This window comes from Nitratireductor kimnyeongensis (assembly GCF_019891395.1).
Taxonomy (GTDB): domain Bacteria; phylum Pseudomonadota; class Alphaproteobacteria; order Rhizobiales; family Rhizobiaceae; genus Nitratireductor; species Nitratireductor kimnyeongensis.
Genome location: NZ_CP078143.1, coordinates 1310422 through 1326310, shown reverse-complemented (window position 1 = coordinate 1326310; position 15889 = coordinate 1310422). Strand labels below are relative to the sequence as shown.

Below are 15889 nucleotides of genomic sequence, written 5' to 3'. Positions count from 1 at the left end.
TAGGAGATATGAACATGTTGACGGACGCGGCCGTGGAAGAAGCGGTGCAGAACAGGACAGAAGAGTTGCCGGTGAAGATGCGCGGGACCAAGGTCCGGGTTTTCTACGGCGAGAAGCAGGCGCTCTTCGATGTCGATCTCGACGTAAGACAAAAGCAGGTCACGGCACTGATCGGTCCTTCGGGCTGCGGCAAATCCACTTTCCTGCGCTGCCTCAATCGCATGAACGATACGATCGATATTTGCCGGGTGGAAGGTGAGATCGCGCTGGACGGGCAGGACATTTACGACCCGAAAGTCGATGTGGTGGAACTGCGCGCTCGCGTTGGCATGGTGTTCCAGAAGCCCAACCCGTTTCCCAAATCGATCTACGAGAACATTGCTTATGGGCCGCGCATTCATGGCCTTGTTTCCTCCAAGAGCGCGTTGGATGAGGTGGTCGAGTCCAGCCTGCAGAAAGCCGGTCTCTTCAACGAGGTGAAAGACCGTTTGCATGAGGCTGGAACGGGTCTCTCCGGTGGCCAGCAGCAGCGCTTATGCATTGCGCGCGCCATCGCGGTGTCGCCCGAGGTTATCTTGATGGACGAGCCCTGCTCGGCTCTCGATCCCATTGCCACTGCCAAGGTCGAGGAACTGATCGACGAGTTGCGCGAGAACTACACTATTGTCATCGTGACGCACTCCATGCAGCAGGCGGCGCGCGTTTCGCAGCGCACGGCCATGTTCCATCTGGGCAACCTTGTCGAGGAAGGTCCGACGGACAAGATGTTCACCAATCCGGATGACAAGCGCACCCAGGATTACATCACCGGTCGCTTCGGTTGACGCACAGATAAGGAACCAGATCATGGGTGAGCACACAGTCAGCTCCTTCGATGAGGAACTCGGTGAGATCGACCGCCTCATTCGCGATATGGGCGATCTCTCCGGTGCGATGACCCGCGCCTCCACCAATGCCCTTCTTCATTCCGATACCGCACTTGCGCAGCGCGTCATCTCCGATGACACGATCATGGATGCCAAGCAGCGTGATCTCGACGAGCGTGCCATCACGCTGATCGCCAAGCGCCAGCCAATGGCACAGGATCTGCGCAGCGTTGTCGGCGCCATACGCATGGCCGCGGATCTGGAACGTATCGGTGATCTTGCGAAGAACATCGCCAAGCGCGTCAGTGCCGTGGGTCAGAGCGCCACGCCGCGCACGCTTGCTCATTCAATCGATGCGATGGCAGGTCTGGTGCTGCGACAGGTCGATGCTGTGGTCGAACACTACGTCAAGCGCGACGCCAAGGCGCTGATCCAGTTGCGTGACGACGATGAGAAAATCGACATTCAGTACACGTCGGTGTTCCGCGAATTGTTGACCTATATGATGGAAGATCCGCGGAATATCACGTCCTGTACGCATCTTCTCTTCTGCGCGAAGAATCTGGAGCGCATTGGCGATCACGTAACGAATATCGCTGAGAATGCCTATTATGTGGTGACGGGGGAACAGCTTCCGGTCCAGCGGCCGAAGCTAGACGAAACACAGATGACGGTCGATGCGGATGCCTAGACGGCCGTAGCAATGCTTTAGGAGAATGCCTTCCATGATTGCCCCCAAGGTCATGGTCGTTGAAGACGACGAACCGCTTTGCGTCTTGCTGAAATACAATCTGGAGGCCGAGGGTTATCAGGTCGAGATGATTTCGCGCGGCGACGAAGCCGAGGTGCGCCTGCAGGAGAATGTACCCGATCTGCTCGTGCTGGACTGGATGGTTCCGGCTGTATCAGGCATCGAACTGTGCCGCCGGCTGCGCATGCGCCCTGAAACCGAGCGTCTGCCGATCATCATGCTCACCGCTCGCGGAGAGGAGAGCGACCGCGTTCGCGGGCTATCCACTGGCGCCGACGATTATCTGGTGAAGCCGTTCTCGACCCCGGAGTTCGTTGCGCGTGTGCGGGCGCTTCTGCGCAGAGCCAAGCCTGAGGTGCTTTCAACGGTGCTCTCTGTGGGTGATATCGTGCTCGACCGGGAATCGCATCGCGTCTACCGGCGCAAGAATGAGATCCGGCTCGGGCCGACCGAGTTTCGCCTGCTGGAATTCATGATGCAGCATCCCGGACGGGTATTTTCGCGCAGCCAGCTGCTCGACAATGTCTGGGGTGAGACGATTTATATCGACGAACGCACCGTCGATGTCCATGTGGGCCGATTGCGCAAAGCCGTGAACCAGGGCCGGCTTCCCGATGTGATCCGGACCATTCGCGGCGCAGGTTACGCCATACGAGAAGCCTGAGGCAGGCTGACATGGAAAACCCCGGCAAATTGCCGGGGTTTCGTTGAAGTTGCAGTCTGATCACTCGGTGAAGATATTCTTCTGACGCGCATGCCCGTTGTGAGCGACAGCGAAGCTGGTAACCGGCTCCAGTGAGGCCGTGAGCTGTCCATCTTTGGTGATGTCCCATTCCAGCACTGCGTCATCATAGACGAGTGCAGGATCCACAAAGACGCACGTTGCAATCACCCGCGGCGCTTCACCTTCAAGCTCACGCAGGGAAACCGGCTTCTCGGCCTCGCACTCCTCGAAGGTTTCATAGATCGGAGCAGGGGCGGGAAGTTCGCGGCATTCAGCCATGTTGCCGGAACAACCGACAACCAGAAGAAGCCCAGCGATGTGTTCCATGGCGTTCTCCTTTCACTGTTTTCCTGATGCGGAAGCCATGGAAGGTCCGCATCGTTGGTGCCGCGTATGTTTACGTTTTCTGTACTCGTTTAACGGCGGCCTCTCAGCAGTCCCATGATCAGGGAAATCGCGAGAAGGGCCAGAAAGATGTAGAACAGGATTTGCGCGATACCTGCTGAAGCGCCTGCAATACCGCCAAAACCAAGGGCGCCGGCGACAAGAGCGACGACGAGAAATATAAGGGCCCAGTAAAGCATTCTGTCTCTCCGTTTAGTTATGCGATTTAAACGTTATCCGCGAAGATTGGTTCCCGGAGAAAGAAGTCCGGCAAACAAAAAGGCCGCCAGAAGGCGGCCTTTTTCATCAGAAAAGCGCTGTGCTGCTCAGGCAGCCGCACGAGCCTGGTGGTCGAAGAAAAGCGCTTGGCTGATGAGTGCCTTGACCATTTCCGGACTGAAAGGCTTCGTGACGAGGAAGGTTGGTTCAGGGCGCTCGCCTGTCAGAAGTCGCTCCGGGAAAGCCGTGATGAAGATTACAGGGACCGTCGCTCCTTCAAGAATCTCATTCACGGCGTCGAGGCCCGAACTCCCGTCGGCAAGCTGAATGTCTGCCAGCACCATTTTCGGCTGCGTTTTAGCAAACATCTCGACCGCTTGCTTGTGCGTTCGGGCGTTGCCGACGACACGATGACCAAGGCTTTCGACCATTTCCTCGATATCCATCGCGATCAACGGCTCATCTTCGATAATCAGGATGTCGGTGGCCACCTGGCGGGAAATTTCCTCGCTGGCCTCATGCAGCATCGCATTGATGCCCTTCATGTCGGTTTCCAGAATTTCCGCCGCTTCTTCCGGGCGGAAGTTCTCGACGGCTACCAAAAGGAAAGCCTGCCGTGGGCGGGGTGCGAGTGACGACAGATTGCTGGAAGCGCGTTGTTCCCAAGCGGATGTCGGCGCACTTTCGGGGATACGCACATCGAGTGTCTCAAAGAGCGATGTGAAAAGCCTGAAGAGCGCGATCTTGTCTGTCGATGCCTCGGGGAAAATGCTCGTGTCGGCGATCAGCGCCTCAAGCGCCGCGGCCACCAGGGCGTCACCGCTCGTTTGAGAGCCGGACACAGCTCTGGAAAAGCGCCGCAGATATGGAAGGTGCGGTGCGATACGCGCTGACAAGGTCATGGATTTCAGGTCTCCCTCGTAATATGGCAATGCGAACAAAGAATATTTATGTCATGGGAAACGCTCGTTCCGCGAAAATGTTCCATAAGGAGGGAACGTTTTCTGCTCAGCAGCGTTCTATTCCGTATGGAAGAGTGGTGGTGCGGGCCATTTCAGTGCGTCCGCTTCATTGGGAGACAAGACTATATGGACAAAGACAGGGCATGAATTACGGCAAACCCAATACCCAACGGGGTCAGGAGAAGCGCGGGAAGGACAGCGATCCTCTTGGCGCAAACTCGGAGATCGGGCGCAAGCTCAGGCAGTACTATGACGATTTGATAGCGGAAGATATTCCGGACCGGTTCAGCGATCTTCTCAGCCAGTTGGAACAGAAGAGCAGCTCTGAAACGACCGGAAGCAAGGATTGATGTCAATGAGTGTATATCCTGGCTTTCGTGATGATCTTCTGGCCACCGTACCCAGCCTTCGCGCGTTTGCGGTCTCACTTTCGAAGAACGCTGACCGGGCCGATGATCTGGTTCAGGAGGCGCTCGTCAAAGCTTGGGACAAGCAGGCGAGCTACCAGCCGGGCACCAATCTGAAGGCGTGGCTTTTTACGATCCTGCGCAACGAATTCTACTCTCAGATGCGAAAGCGGAAGCGCGAGGTGGAAGATAGCGACGGTGCCATCACGGGGCGTTTGTCTGTCCACCCGGCTCAGGAAGGTTCGGTTGATCTCAAGGATTTTCGCCGGGCGCTGGAGCAACTGCCTGAGGATCAGCGTGAGGCGATCATTCTGATCGGTGCCTCAGGCTTCTCTTACGAAGAGGCTGCGGAGATCTGTGACTGTGCGGTCGGAACGATCAAGAGCCGGGTCAGCCGTGCACGCGCCCGTCTGCAGGAAATCCTGGAAATCACGGGCGAGAACGATTTCGGTCCGGATGCAATCTCGGCCCAGATAACGAACTCCGTCTTCACCGCTTAATCCGAGCGGGTACCATTCTGACACGATGAGCCGATCGCCTGCGCCAAAGCTTGGATCAGGTCGCTGTCCTTATATGGCTTTTCCACCACGGTTACGCCGTTGAAGGTCTCGAAGACCTGATGGTTGGCGGCGTAGCCGGTAGCGAAAATGAACGGGATTTGCCGGCTTTGCAGCAGCTGGGCGAATTCGTTTGTCCAATTGTCGGAAATTTTGATGTCGAGGATCGCCGTCGAAATCCGCCCGGATTCTAGGATGTCCGGATTGAGCGCGTTGAATGAAGTGACGGTCACGACGTCCTCTGCGCCGTGTTCCTTGCAGAGCTCTTCAATGCTCATGGCAATCAGCGCTTCGTCTTCAACCAGAAGCACTCGGGCCCCATCAAGGCTTTTTTTCAAACGGGCATCCTTCCGAAACCAGTGATATTTTCTCCTGAAATCTCATTAGTTGACTGACTTGTCATTAAAAAAAGACATGCTACCAAAGAAGCTGAGGGGATCGGCGGACGTGCTTCCGGATCCGCGGATCGAGGCAACCTGTGACCAAAGAACAAGAACGCGCTCACGCCAGTCTACCGTGTGAAAAATGCCCCTTGAGGAAGCGTGATCTTTTTCGTGATTTCGAGCAGGGTGAACTGGATTTTATCGGCCGCTTCAAGAAGGGTGACCTCGCGGTGAAAAAGGGCGCGACCGTCTTGGTCGAGGGCGCGCACAATCCACACCTCTACACCGTTCTTTCCGGGTGGGGCTTTCGATACAAACTGCTTGAAGACGGCCGCCGGCAGATCGTCAATTATGTGATGCCGGGGGACCTTGTCGGATTGCAGGGAAACCTGCTCGGCGAGATGAAACACTCGGTCGAGGCGCTGTCGAGCATGGTGTTGTGTGTGTTTGAGAAAGCGGAGCTCTTTTCTCTCTATCGGGAGTTTCCCGAGCTCGCTTATGACATCACTTGGATCGCTTCCCGAGAGGAATGCATGCTGGACGACAACCTTCTTACGGTCGGTCGTCGCACTGCGCTGGAGAAGGTCGCTTACCTGTTGATGTTCATTCTTGAGCGTAGCCGGCAATGTGGCCTGATCGGCAACGGTACTGTTTCGCTTACGCAGCAGCACGTGGCTGACACGCTCGGGCTGTCGCTTGTCCATACCAACAAGACTATTGCGCGCCTCGCCGAACGGGGATTTCTCAAATGGGAAGATGGAGGCTGCCGGATACTCAATCCGGAGGCCTTGGCCGAACTGGCGGACTGGACGGCTGAGAAAGTGGCGAAGCGGCCTTTTCTATAGGCCTCCGAGGTTCATGGGAGGGCGTGGACGAACGCGATTTTGTGGGCGCGGGAGGCTCGATGCCTGGAATGATGTTGCCGGCTATTGCATAAAGTGTCAGCAGCGCTGGGATGGCAATGAAACCTCCGATAGGCCCCCACATCCAGAGCCAGAAGGCAATTGCAAGGAAAACGATGAAGGGGTTTAGCGTCATCCGGCGACCGATCACGGTCGGCGTGACGAACTGCGCCTCGGTCGCGTTCAGTGCCAGATAGGTGAGAGGCGGCAGAAAGCTCGCTGTCAACGTATCAAAAGTGGCGAGCCCGACAGCCAGCAGCACGCAGGCCATGACCGCAGGGCCGATATAGATCACGAAGTTCAGCAATGTAGCCATTGCTCCCCAAAGCGCCGGGGAGGGAACCCCGAGCAGCCAAAGAGCGATGCTCACAGCGAGGCCCAGGCCAATATTGATGATTGTAATCGACAGAAGATAATCCGAGACCGCATTCTCAACGTCCCGGAAAATGTGCGCGACCCGCCAGCGCAAACGACGATTAAAACAGAGGCGCAAAATTGCCGCCCGCGTCTCGTGCCGTGTGGCCACGAAGAAATAGAGGCTGGCAAAGAAAATCAGCAATTGAGCCAGCAGTGATGGCGCAAGGACTGCGACATTTTCCACGGTGGTGTCTTCCTGCACGGCGACTGTCACGCTGGAGCCCCCTGTGACGGACCGGATCTGTTCCTGCAGCTCCTTGATTGTGCCGAGAGGCTGCCTCAAGCTCGAAAGCTGCAACTGCAATTCGTTCCATATCTGGGGCAGTCGGTCGGCCCAGGCAGTTAGCGGGGCTGCGATGGCTGTCAGGAACCCGCTGACAAGACCGATGAAGATAAGCACCACTGCCACAGCCGAGACGGCTGGCCAAATGCCCATTCGCTCAAGGCGGTTGGCAATGGGCCCAAGCATCAAGCCAATGAAAATAGCGAGCGACATCGGTGCCAACAGGAAGCGCCCGAAGTGCAGCGCGACAATCAGCGCCATCAGACCCAGGAGCAGAACGGAGCTCTGAGCGCCATAGGTCAGCGCCATCTCGAGAGTCATGATGTGCGAGCGTTTGCGCGATGTGTCCAGAGACTTTTGATCCATCCAGTTTTCCGCCGAGAGTTTCACTGAAAAGCGCGTCGGAAGCCAAATGGTTCCTTCGATGAGGGAACTTCGTTGAAGGTTTTGCGTTGGGCTGTGAGTGAACCCTGCCCGAAACATGGCGCCAGATATGGGAGATTTTACATGGCAACGACCACCGCGAAATCCGCACGAGCCCAGAACAACGATGCGGTAACGACCGGCGATCTGGAAAAAGATATTCAGCAGCTGCGCACCGACATGGCGCAGTTGGTCAGCCATCTCAAGGACATGGGTGGTCAGTCTGGCGAGGCAGCGCGCAAGGCGGCCGGAGAACGCATTGAGCAGTTGCGGGGGCAGGGTGAGGCGGCCTTGAACAGCGTGAAGGACAGTACACAGGAGCTTGAGCAGGAACTGGCTCGCACAGTGCGTGAGCGGCCGTTCACCTCGCTTGCGCTGGCTGTGGGGGCAGGATTTCTCATCGCTCTCGCCACCCGCCGTTAGGTCTTCGCCATGATGGCAAGGCTGTTGACTTCACTCGCGGCCGGAGAGTTCTCGAGTGTGTTCAAGCGCATGAAAGTCGCAACCGGTTTCTATGCGCTGGCGGCACTGCTTGGCCTTTTCGGGCTCGGCTTCCTGGTGTTGGCCGGGTTCATCGCGGCTTCGCGGGAATGGGGTGTGCTCGAGGCGTCACTTGGCTTTGGTATCGCCTTTGTGGCCATGGCGCTCGTCGTCCTCGTCAGTTTGAAGGTGTGGACCCGGATTCAGGTCCGCCGTGCGCGCCGCCGTCGCGTTTCCGATGCAGGTGTGCTCGCCGGCACGGCAGCCCTGACCTTGTTGCCCTCGGTTCTTTCGCGAACAGGGCGGCTTGGAACCATAGCTTTGCCGGTTCTGGCGGTCCTGGGATACGCGATCTTTCGCGAGAATTCCGGTCAAGACCCGGACAACCATTAGAGAGGCAGACGCAGCGCTGTTCCTGGATTTTGATGGAACTCTCTTCTGACCTCGGCATTGAATGAGGCACAGAAACAGGAGCAGTGATCATGCCCGAAACCAACAGAAAGACAACGCCGCAGGATGCCCGCCAGGGGCGTCGTGGCTTTCCAGTGCTGATGGTGCTGGTGTTCGGCCTGCTGCTGGCTGCCCTGGTCTGGTGGGGCGTCGAAGTTTACGGCCTGATGCTGGATGATCAGCAGGCCATAGAAATGCCGGCCGCACAGGATGAACCAGCGAGCTGACCCGGCCGGGTGTTCGCCAAACTACGTTAAACACAGGAGTATTCCATGAGTGATGCCGCCGAAGTTCTCAAACCGAAAACCCACGCCGAAAAGATGGACATCGGCCTGTCTGCCGCTGACAGGAAGGAAATTTCCGCCGGTCTTTCGGAAATTCTCGTTGATACCTACCGCCTCTTGATCAAGACGCATATTTACCACTGGAATGTCGTGGGGCCTCTGTTTCATTCGATCCATGTGTTGACGGAAGAGCAATACAACACGCTTTTCGAGGCGACTGACATCATCGCCGAGCGCGTGCGCGCACTCGGCCATCACGCTCCCATTCTGAGTGGCAAGGGTGTCGACACGTCGATCGAGCTTCGCGCGTCGGGCCGCTCGGCGCTCGAAATGGTGCAGGACCTGGTCGAAGATCATGAGGAAGCCGTGCGCAAGATGCGCGAAATCGGCACCAAGGCCGACGAGAAGGGCGACCTCGTTACCGCCGACATGCTCACCGATCGGCTGACCTTCCACGAAAAGGCGCTCTGGATGCTGCGTGCACTCATCGCCGATTGATAAGCGACATTTCTCCCAAGACTGCTTCCGGCCGGCTCGTTCCGGCCGGTTTTTTTTTAGGAGGGCTCACTCTCCTGCCTAGGCACGAGAACACGCAGGGCCTTCGGATGAAGGACGATCCGCGTCTCTTTGGGCAATGGTCGCAATTCGCCGTCTATGGCGCATTTGAAGCGTTGGGTTCCGGAGCGGACACGCACGGTGACCTCGCTCGCCTGATGGATCTCCACCTGTTCGTTCTTTCGCCAGCGGCCAATCCCCATATTGAGGAAGAAAAGAATCATTTCGGCGCGTGTACGAGCGTGCGTTATGTATATGCCGAGCTGGCCACCGTCTGGTTTGTCGGTGAAAGGAAGACGTTGACCTTCACCGTACAGATTGTTGGTGATAGCCAGGTTTGATGTGGTGGCGAGCATTTTCGTCTCGGGCAGTTCCAGTTCCAGCTCCAGTTTGGGTGGCCGTATCATCGTCACGAATGCCGCGCGCGCTGAAGCGAAGATCTTGCCCAGTCGGGACCGGAACTCCATGCGTTCGCGCAAGCGTATAAGCTGTGGGTGCATGCCGATCGACATCTGGTGCACATAATAGGTGCCATCTGCCTCCGCTATGTCTACCTGCTGGATCGAGCCATGCGCCAGAGACTGCATGGCCTTATGCAATTCCTGCGGAACGCCAAGGCTGCGCGCGAAAAGGTTCATCGTGCCAGCGGGGAGTATGCCCAGGGCCTTCTTTGAATTCGCAAGCAATCCAGCGGCAAGCGAGATCGTGCCGTCACCGCCACCGGCGAGAAGAACGTCCGCGTTCTCATCACTGGCTGCTTCTTCCATCATCGACACGATATCCTTGCCGGGACAGAGCCTGACCTCGATGGAATGGCCGGCTGTCTCGAAGATGTTTCTTATCTCTTCAGCGAGGGCGTCTGTGTCGAGGGTTCGGAGTGTTCCTCCGTTGCGGTTGAGAACGGCCAGAACATGCATCGGGGGTTTCCTAACGGTTTCTCTGTAGTCCGACCTTAAGGGGAGGCGGAAAGAATGGTTCCCGAAAGAAGACTGTCAGAGTGAGAAGAAAATCGCGGAACAAGAATCGGGGCGGCGCGTTCTATCGATGCAAACGGCCACACACCAATCCTCCCTGGCAGGTTCGGTTCGGTGCGTGGCCTGTACAGAAACACTGCACACGGAGAGCATATCATGTTCCGCAACCTTTTGGCGACCACCGCAATTGCAACTCTTGTGGCGACCGGCGCTGTCGCCCAGACGTCGACCACGACGGGAACTGGCGCACCGGCAGCTGCACCCACCGAGCAGCCCACCGAAATGGTGGTGCGCGCTGACGGCCATCTCGCCACCGACCTGATCGGCAAGACCGTTTACAACGGCACCGGCGAAGAAGCCGAGAATATCGGCGAGGTCAATGACCTCGTACTGGACGAGCAGGGCGACGTTAGCGCCATTGTTGTCGGCGTTGGCGGCTTCCTCGGCATCGGCCAGAAAGAAGTTGCCCTTGAGTATGATCTGGTTGAGTGGGCCGAACGGGATGGCGAGCGCTGGCTCGTCGTAGAGACCACGGCCGACGCTCTGGAAGCTCAGGAAGAATTCGACCGGTCCGCTTATCGTCCGATGCCGGCTGACGCCGACGTCTCGCACGCCGAGCCTGCGTCGAAAGATGATCTGGCAAACGCCCCGGCCGAAACTGACGAAAACGCTGAAGAGAGTGCGATGGCGCCGGCCACCGACGCGACAAGCGGCGATGAAGCTGTAAAGACCGATGGCATGGCCGCAGCGCCTGCTCCAGAGGCCGATGATGCTTCCAAGCCCGTCGATCAGGCGGCGGACACGCAGGATCAGGCTACCGACGAGACCATGACGTCTGCGATCGACCGTTCCAGCCTGAACGAAATGCCTGCGAATGAGATTCGTACTGAGGAACTCACGGGCACCACGGTCTATGGCGCCAATGAAGAGAACATTGGCGAGATTGGTGACGTGATCATCTCGCAGGACGGCAAGGTCGATGCGATCATCGTTGATGTCGGCGGTTTCCTCGGCATCGGGGAAAAAGAGGTCGCGATCGGCATGGACAATCTCGCTTTCATGAGCGACGGCAATGGTTCCCTCTACCTCTACACCGAGTTCACCGAGGAAGAGCTGGAGCAGCAGCCGGCTTATGACGAGGCGAGCTATGGTGAGCGTCGCGATGAAATGCGGATGCAGGTTCAGTAATCTGCGCGTACCGCATTACAACGAAGAGCCCCGTGCGATGCGCGGGGCTCTTTGTTTATGCGGCGTTGACAATGCGTTTGATCGTTGCCGCTTTTATCGACGCGTATTTATCGCCATCTTGGCGTCAGGGTTTGTCGCAGATATGCGACGGCCAAGCGCGAAAGGAATTGCCATGCTGACGCAGATTGAAGGCATTCATCACATCACTTCCATGGCGCGGGACGCGCGGGCAACGGACCGGTTCAGTACCGATGTGCTCGGCCTGCGCCGTGTGAAAAAGACGGTCAATTTCGATGCGCCGGACGTGTATCATCTCTACTATGCCAATGGCACCGGCCAGCCTGGCACCGTCATGACCTATTTCCCGTTTCCCAACATCGTCTCCGGCAGACGTGGTGCAGGCGAGGTGGGCACGACCGTTTATGCCGTTCCCGAAAACAGTCTCGATTATTGGGAGCAGAGGCTTTCAGAAAAAGGCGCGAGCAATATCTTCCGTGAGGGCCGTTTTGGAGAAAAACGCCTGCTCTTTGACGGTGCGGACGGCGACGGGTTCGCCATTGTCGAAACGAGCGATGACAAGCGGGCACCCTGGATCGGGGCGGGTGTTGACGACGCGGTGGCAATCCGTGGATTTCACTCCGCTTCACTGGTGCTGCGTGACCGCGGCGGCACCGAGGCGCTACTCTCGCTCATGGGTTACACGTCGCTTGGCGAGGAAGACGGTGTGCTGCGGATGGTCCGAAAGGGTGGCAATGGCGCTGATCTGATCGACCTTGAAACCCGGCCCGATGCCCCTGTGGCACGGCAGGGTGCCGGTTCGGTCCATCACATTGCTTTTGCTGTCGCCGATGACGAAGCGCAGATCGCCGTGCGTGACGAGCTTGTCGCGCAAGGGTTTCAGATCACGCCGGTCATCGACCGGGATTATTTTCATTCGATCTATTTCCGCGCACCCGGCGGCGTCCTGTTCGAGATCGCCACCAACGAGCCGGGCTTTGCCAGTGATGAAGACATGGAGCATTTGGGCGAGGCTTTGAAACTGCCCAAACAGCACGCGCATCTGCGCGAGCGGCTCGAAGCCTCACTTCCCAAGATCGGGGATTGAGCCGTGGCGACCGACAATTACGTGCATCACCTGGCCACGGCAGGGCCGGGAAAACCGCTCCTGTTCCTCTTCCATGGAACAGGCGGCGACGAGCGTCAGCTCCTGCAGCTGGGTGCGGAGCTGGCGCCCGGAGCCGGCATTGTTTCACCACGTGGCGATGTGAACGAACAAGGCGCGGCACGTTTCTTCCGGCGCACCGGCGAGGGGGTCTACGACATGGACGATCTGGCGCGGGCGACCGAGCGTATGCGCGCGTTCATCGACGCCCATGTGCAGCGGGAAGAGCCCAGCACGGTGCTCGGTCTGGGTTACTCCAACGGAGCGAACATTCTCGCTTCCGTGACCTTTGCCGCGCCACAGCTTTTCGATGCCGCGGTGCTGATGCATCCGCTCATCCCCTTTGCGCCCCGCTGGGGTGTGGGCCCTGTGACGACACGCTTTTTAATCACGGCGGGGCGAAAGGACCCTATTTGCCCTGCACGACTGAGCATCCGGCTTGGGGACTATCTCTCGAATTCCGGCGCTGTGAGCGAAATCGAGTGGCATGAGGGCGGACATGAGATCCGTCCGAACGAAACCCTAGCGGCAGGGCGGTTCCTGCATCCGTTTTTGAAGGGAGAAGAACAATGAGTGTAAGCGAAGCCATCCTCCGCGAGGACAATGACAGCAAGGGGCGATATCTCTATCGCGCCGATGGCCATGAGGCGGAGATGACGTTCTCCAAGATTGGCACGAGCCAGATCATCATCGACCACACCGAAGTGCCCGATGCCTTTCGCGGTCAAGGTGTGGGCGTCGCACTGGTCACGCGCGCCGTGGAAGACGCGCGCGCCAATGGCATCAAGATCAGGCCGCTCTGCCCGTTTGCCAACGCCCAGTTCCGGCGCCATCCCGAATGGGCAGATGTGCTGGCGCGCTAGAGCGGTTCACCGTTTCACGGAAACGCTGCTCCACTCAATCCATCGGTTTATCGGCATTTGTGCGGACGTCAGGTGATCCCACCTGACTGCAGAATGCTCTGGACAAACGGGTTACGTTGAAGGAAACCGGCTTAGGCCGCTTCCTTCAACGTCTCCTCCCCCTCTTCAATGAAGGCCCGGTGTAGCGCCTTGACGGCTTTTTCCAGGTCTTCACTGCGAACAAGAAACTGCACGTCGACGCCACGGCCCGTCTCCTGCGAGGCGAGCGGCTCCACTCCAGTTTCATCGAGAGCTTTCAGGCCTTCCAGCATGACGCCGAGTCCGGTCAGATCGCGTCCGATCACCGATACCATGCCAGCGCGGCGCGCCGTGATGCGCGCGGCGGGGTAGCGTTCGGCAAGATCGCGTTCCACGCGGCGCACGGATTTGAGCGTCGCTTCCAGATGGTGGACGATCGAATTCGCGTTCGAGCTTTTCGACACGATGCGCACGCGGTGGCGCGTAAGCGATTCGAGGATCGCGGCGTCATAGCCTTTCACGCCAACCATGTCCTGCTCGAAGAGTTCAAGAGAGGTGACAGGCAGTCCGGTAACCATCTCGACGCCCGCACCGTCGGCCGGCTCCGCATCGATCAGCGTGCCGGGGTCTTCCGGCTCGAAAGCATTGGCGACGCGCAGCGGCACACCGGCCTGGCGCAGCTTCTTCGCCGCCTTCGGGTGGATCGCTTCCATGCCCATATTGGAAAGCTGGTCGGCGACATCGTAATTGGTGCGGCCGATCTTGCGCACATTCTCCGGTCCGACGAGGCGCGGATCGGCGCTCGAAAGATGGAACTCCTTGTGAATGATCGCCTCGCGCGCGCTGGTGAGTGCCGCGATGGTGGCGAAGGTCACTTCGGAATAACCGCGGTCGAATTCGCGCATCAGCCCCTCACGGCATTGCGAATAGCCGGTGACGATGGGCAATTCGCGCGACAGATCGATCTCGTCGAATGCCTGGCCGATGCGCTCGTTGAGGGTCGGCTGGCTCTCATCGCGCCAACCTGTCAGGTCGATGAAACGCGCGTTCACGCCCGCCCGGCGCAGAAGCAGGGCCAGATTGTTGGCCGAATGCGCTTCGCCCAGCGCCGAGAGAAGTTCGCGGATCGTCTGCATGTGCTCGCCGAGCTGGAAATGCCCGTAGGAGCAAAGGCGCTGCAGGTCGATCAGACAGCCCCGCGCGCCCTCGATGCGTTCACGCACGAAATCGTCGGCGGCGTGGCGGTCGGCGGCCTCTGTGAACATCTCGTGATTGATCGTGTGCATGGCGCGGCTCACCGCGCTCAGCGCCTCCATCCAGCCGTGCTCATTGTCGGCATGGGCGAACAACGCATAGACACCGGGCTCGCCCGACTTCTTGTGCTCCAGCAGCTTGTCCGTGATGCCGCCGAAAGCGGAGACGACGAAGACGCGGTTGTAGAGCGCATCGCCCTTGCGCTTGCCAATCAGGATCGTGTCGAGCAGCTCGCGGGCACGGCTCATGGACGTACCGCCGATCTTCTCGACAGTGTGGATGCCACGTTGTTGCTGGTTGGTGCGGCCCTTTTCAGCCGCACCGCTTTCTTGTCGGTCAGTCATGATGTCCAGTTCGGTTGTGGCTTATGCCAGTTTCCCGGTCTTGATTTCGACAGGGGTTGGTTCGCCGCGCTCGGCGAGAAAGTCCGGCCGGGCCTTTCTTGCGCCATACGGCTCTTCAAGCCGGTTTGACATGGCGTTGAAAACGAAGAAGGCGTTGGAGCGCGGAAACGGCGTGATGTTGCCGTTGGAGCCGTGGATCGTGTTGCAGTCGAACAGCACCAGCGTGCCGGCCTTGCCGGTGGCGGCGGTGATGCCGTGCTCGCTCGCGAGTTTGCCCAGCGCCTCGTGCGAGGGCACACCCACCTCCTGCTTCTTCAGCGAGGATTTGTGGTTTTCATCGGGTGTCTCGCCCGCACAGGCGATGAAGTGTTTGTGCGAACCCGGCATCAGCATGAGCGGGCCGTTCATTGCGTCATTGTCGGTCAAGAGCAGCGAGGCGGAAACAGCACGCATGCGTGGCATGCCGTCCTCGGCGTGCCAGGTCTCGAAATCCGAATGCCAGTAGAATTCCTTGCCGGTGAAGCCCGGCTTGTAGTTCAGCCGCGACTGGTGGATGTAGACCTCGTCGCCGAGAAGGAAACGGGCGATGCCGGCAACGCGGCGGTCGCTGGCCAGGCGATTGAAGAGGGAGCTCTGATCGGGCAGCTTGAAGATGGTGCGGACCTCATCCGAGCCGGGCTCGGTGATCACGCTGCCATCCATCAGGTCACGCTCGCCATTGCGCATGGCGGCGGATTCCGCCTTCAGCGCCTCGACCTCTTCGGTCGTAAAAATGTCTTTGAGGATCAGGAAGCCGTCACGGTCAAACTGGTCGGCCTGCTGTGCTGTCAGGGGCGCATCGGGGCGCCACTGGCTCCAAACGGTTCGGTCCTGCCGGGGCAGCCAGCGTTCTTCGGGCAGCCTGCTGGGGTAGGGATCCTGACTTCTTCGGTCACGTTCCTTCGACATCGCTGTCATGGTCGTTCTCCTTTTCTTTCAGGGTTTTCGCCGGCGGATGCATGAGCCTGGCACCCCGTTTTGGAAGGGTGCCAGGCCTGGG

22 protein-coding genes are annotated in these 15889 nt (G+C 58.6%); 14 read left to right on the top strand and 8 right to left on the bottom strand.

The genetic code is table 11. The features are described 5' to 3' along the window. The first annotated feature begins 8 nt into the window (after positions 1 to 8). The 3 genes from pstB to phoB are packed head-to-tail and all read left to right on the top strand — an operon-like array spanning position 9 to position 2281. Positions 9 to 824 carry a phosphate ABC transporter ATP-binding protein PstB gene (pstB, locus tag KW403_RS06265; protein ID WP_223021866.1) on the top strand — a complete coding sequence of 272 codons (816 nt, stop codon included), beginning with the start codon at positions 9 to 11 and terminating at the stop codon, positions 822 to 824. 22 nt (positions 825 to 846) lie between these two features. Continuing rightward, positions 847 to 1557, top strand: coding sequence for a phosphate signaling complex protein PhoU (phoU, locus tag KW403_RS06260; protein WP_223021865.1), 711 nt, complete (start codon positions 847 to 849; stop codon positions 1555 to 1557). Between the two features lie 37 nt (positions 1558 to 1594). Beyond that, complete coding sequence (gene phoB, locus KW403_RS06255) at positions 1595 to 2281, top strand: phosphate regulon transcriptional regulator PhoB (protein ID WP_025030226.1); 687 nt, start codon at positions 1595 to 1597, stop codon at positions 2279 to 2281. Between the two features lie 60 nt (positions 2282 to 2341). Here the strand turns inward: phoB and KW403_RS06250 are convergent, their stop codons facing one another. The 3 genes from KW403_RS06250 to KW403_RS06240 all read right to left on the bottom strand — a co-directional run bounded on the left by KW403_RS06250 (position 2342) and on the right by KW403_RS06240 (position 3846). Further along, a complete protein-coding gene (locus tag KW403_RS06250; protein ID WP_223021864.1) occupies positions 2342 to 2668 on the bottom strand; it encodes a hypothetical protein in 327 nt (108 codons plus the stop codon). A gap of 89 nt (positions 2669 to 2757) precedes the next feature. Then, positions 2758 to 2925, bottom strand: a complete 168-nt coding sequence (locus KW403_RS06245) for a DUF1328 domain-containing protein (RefSeq protein ID WP_223021863.1) — start codon at positions 2923 to 2925, stop codon at positions 2758 to 2760. Between the two features lie 126 nt (positions 2926 to 3051). Beyond that, a complete protein-coding gene (locus KW403_RS06240; RefSeq protein ID WP_223021862.1) occupies positions 3052 to 3846 on the bottom strand; it encodes a response regulator in 795 nt (264 codons plus the stop codon). Between the two features lie 203 nt (positions 3847 to 4049). Here KW403_RS06240 and KW403_RS06235 point away from each other — a divergent pair, with 203 nt between their 5' ends. Continuing rightward, complete coding sequence (locus KW403_RS06235) at positions 4050 to 4256, top strand: NepR family anti-sigma factor (protein WP_223022464.1); 207 nt, start codon at positions 4050 to 4052, stop codon at positions 4254 to 4256. A 5-nt stretch (positions 4257 to 4261) separates the two neighbouring features. Further along, entirely contained in the window at positions 4262 to 4813 is a 552-nt protein-coding gene (locus tag KW403_RS06230) for a sigma-70 family RNA polymerase sigma factor (protein WP_223021861.1), read from the top strand. Here the strand turns inward: KW403_RS06230 and KW403_RS06225 are convergent. Beyond that, entirely contained in the window at positions 4810 to 5181 is a 372-nt protein-coding gene (locus tag KW403_RS06225; protein WP_246637910.1) for a response regulator, read from the bottom strand. The two genes, KW403_RS06230 and KW403_RS06225, sit on opposite strands and share 4 nt — an antisense overlap. A gap of 167 nt (positions 5182 to 5348) precedes the next feature. On the opposite strand from KW403_RS06225, the gene KW403_RS06220 reads away from it, so the two are divergent. Continuing rightward, positions 5349 to 6098, top strand: a complete 750-nt coding sequence (locus KW403_RS06220; RefSeq protein WP_223021859.1) for a Crp/Fnr family transcriptional regulator — start codon at positions 5349 to 5351, stop codon at positions 6096 to 6098. On the opposite strand, the gene KW403_RS06215 is transcribed toward KW403_RS06220, so the two are convergent. After that, positions 6028 to 7221 carry an AI-2E family transporter gene (locus KW403_RS06215; RefSeq protein ID WP_246637909.1) on the bottom strand — a complete coding sequence of 398 codons (1194 nt, stop codon included), beginning with the start codon at positions 7219 to 7221 and terminating at the stop codon, positions 6028 to 6030. The two genes, KW403_RS06220 and KW403_RS06215, sit on opposite strands and share 71 nt — an antisense overlap. 141 nt (positions 7222 to 7362) lie before the next feature. Here KW403_RS06215 and KW403_RS06210 point away from each other — a divergent pair, with 141 nt between their 5' ends. From KW403_RS06210 to KW403_RS06195, 4 genes are all read left to right on the top strand, one after another. Beyond that, a complete protein-coding gene (locus KW403_RS06210) occupies positions 7363 to 7701 on the top strand; it encodes an ElaB/YgaM/YqjD family protein (protein ID WP_223021858.1) in 339 nt (112 codons plus the stop codon). A gap of 24 nt (positions 7702 to 7725) precedes the next feature. Further along, a complete protein-coding gene (locus KW403_RS06205) occupies positions 7726 to 8151 on the top strand; it encodes a hypothetical protein (RefSeq protein WP_246637908.1) in 426 nt (141 codons plus the stop codon). 89 nt (positions 8152 to 8240) lie between these two features. Further along, complete coding sequence (locus KW403_RS06200; RefSeq protein WP_223021857.1) at positions 8241 to 8435, top strand: hypothetical protein; 195 nt, start codon at positions 8241 to 8243, stop codon at positions 8433 to 8435. 45 nt (positions 8436 to 8480) lie between these two features. Continuing rightward, positions 8481 to 8990, top strand: coding sequence for a Dps family protein (locus tag KW403_RS06195; protein WP_223021856.1), 510 nt, complete (start codon positions 8481 to 8483; stop codon positions 8988 to 8990). 56 nt (positions 8991 to 9046) lie between these two features. On the opposite strand, the gene KW403_RS06190 is transcribed toward KW403_RS06195, so the two are convergent. Then, a complete protein-coding gene (locus KW403_RS06190; protein WP_223021855.1) occupies positions 9047 to 9964 on the bottom strand; it encodes a diacylglycerol/lipid kinase family protein in 918 nt (305 codons plus the stop codon). A gap of 213 nt (positions 9965 to 10177) precedes the next feature. Here KW403_RS06190 and KW403_RS06185 point away from each other — a divergent pair, with 213 nt between their 5' ends. From KW403_RS06185 to KW403_RS06170, 4 genes are all read left to right on the top strand, one after another. Beyond that, a complete protein-coding gene (locus KW403_RS06185; RefSeq protein WP_223021854.1) occupies positions 10178 to 11209 on the top strand; it encodes a PRC-barrel domain-containing protein in 1032 nt (343 codons plus the stop codon). A 172-nt stretch (positions 11210 to 11381) separates the two neighbouring features. After that, positions 11382 to 12314 carry a ring-cleaving dioxygenase gene (locus KW403_RS06180; protein ID WP_223021853.1) on the top strand — a complete coding sequence of 311 codons (933 nt, stop codon included), beginning with the start codon at positions 11382 to 11384 and terminating at the stop codon, positions 12312 to 12314. 3 nt (positions 12315 to 12317) lie between these two features. Next, the gene (locus KW403_RS06175) at positions 12318 to 12944 is read left to right on the top strand and encodes an alpha/beta hydrolase (protein WP_223021852.1); all 627 of its coding nucleotides are present in this window, start codon (positions 12318 to 12320) and stop codon (positions 12942 to 12944) included. Beyond that, positions 12941 to 13234 carry a GNAT family N-acetyltransferase gene (locus KW403_RS06170; RefSeq protein ID WP_223021851.1) on the top strand — a complete coding sequence of 98 codons (294 nt, stop codon included), beginning with the start codon at positions 12941 to 12943 and terminating at the stop codon, positions 13232 to 13234. Before KW403_RS06175 ends, KW403_RS06170 begins: the two co-directional genes overlap by 4 nt. 131 nt (positions 13235 to 13365) lie before the next feature. On the opposite strand, the gene KW403_RS06165 is transcribed toward KW403_RS06170, so the two are convergent. Together KW403_RS06165 and thpD are read right to left on the bottom strand one after the other, a co-directional pair. Further along, positions 13366 to 14850 (bottom strand): aspartate kinase, encoded by a 1485-nt coding sequence (locus tag KW403_RS06165; protein ID WP_223021850.1) that lies wholly within the window; start codon positions 14848 to 14850, stop codon positions 13366 to 13368. 21 nt (positions 14851 to 14871) lie between these two features. Beyond that, a complete protein-coding gene (thpD, locus tag KW403_RS06160; protein ID WP_223021849.1) occupies positions 14872 to 15807 on the bottom strand; it encodes an ectoine hydroxylase in 936 nt (311 codons plus the stop codon). Positions 15808 to 15889 lie beyond the last annotated feature (82 nt).

What these genes read in the sequence shown, in the direction of transcription:
- pstB (WP_223021866.1), top strand. Translation starts at nt 9, where the DNA reads ATGAACATGTTGACGGACGCGGCCGTGGAAGAAGCGGTGCAGAACAGG.
- phoU (WP_223021865.1), top strand. Translation starts at nt 847, where the DNA reads ATGGGTGAGCACACAGTCAGCTCCTTCGATGAGGAACTCGGTGAGATC.
- KW403_RS06250 (WP_223021864.1), bottom strand. Translation starts at nt 2,668, where the DNA reads ATGGAACACATCGCTGGGCTTCTTCTGGTTGTCGGTTGTTCCGGCAAC.
- KW403_RS06245 (WP_223021863.1), bottom strand. Translation starts at nt 2,925, where the DNA reads ATGCTTTACTGGGCCCTTATATTTCTCGTCGTCGCTCTTGTCGCCGGC.
- KW403_RS06240 (WP_223021862.1), bottom strand. Translation starts at nt 3,846, where the DNA reads ATGACCTTGTCAGCGCGTATCGCACCGCACCTTCCATATCTGCGGCGC.
- KW403_RS06235 (WP_223022464.1), top strand. Translation starts at nt 4,050, where the DNA reads ATGAATTACGGCAAACCCAATACCCAACGGGGTCAGGAGAAGCGCGGG.
- KW403_RS06230 (WP_223021861.1), top strand. Translation starts at nt 4,262, where the DNA reads ATGAGTGTATATCCTGGCTTTCGTGATGATCTTCTGGCCACCGTACCC.
- KW403_RS06215 (WP_246637909.1), bottom strand. Translation starts at nt 7,221, where the DNA reads ATGGATCAAAAGTCTCTGGACACATCGCGCAAACGCTCGCACATCATG.
- KW403_RS06210 (WP_223021858.1), top strand. Translation starts at nt 7,363, where the DNA reads ATGGCAACGACCACCGCGAAATCCGCACGAGCCCAGAACAACGATGCG.
- KW403_RS06200 (WP_223021857.1), top strand. Translation starts at nt 8,241, where the DNA reads ATGCCCGAAACCAACAGAAAGACAACGCCGCAGGATGCCCGCCAGGGG.
- KW403_RS06195 (WP_223021856.1), top strand. Translation starts at nt 8,481, where the DNA reads ATGAGTGATGCCGCCGAAGTTCTCAAACCGAAAACCCACGCCGAAAAG.
- KW403_RS06190 (WP_223021855.1), bottom strand. Translation starts at nt 9,964, where the DNA reads ATGCATGTTCTGGCCGTTCTCAACCGCAACGGAGGAACACTCCGAACC.
- KW403_RS06185 (WP_223021854.1), top strand. Translation starts at nt 10,178, where the DNA reads ATGTTCCGCAACCTTTTGGCGACCACCGCAATTGCAACTCTTGTGGCG.
- KW403_RS06180 (WP_223021853.1), top strand. Translation starts at nt 11,382, where the DNA reads ATGCTGACGCAGATTGAAGGCATTCATCACATCACTTCCATGGCGCGG.
- KW403_RS06170 (WP_223021851.1), top strand. Translation starts at nt 12,941, where the DNA reads ATGAGTGTAAGCGAAGCCATCCTCCGCGAGGACAATGACAGCAAGGGG.
- KW403_RS06165 (WP_223021850.1), bottom strand. Translation starts at nt 14,850, where the DNA reads ATGACTGACCGACAAGAAAGCGGTGCGGCTGAAAAGGGCCGCACCAAC.
- thpD (WP_223021849.1), bottom strand. Translation starts at nt 15,807, where the DNA reads ATGACAGCGATGTCGAAGGAACGTGACCGAAGAAGTCAGGATCCCTAC.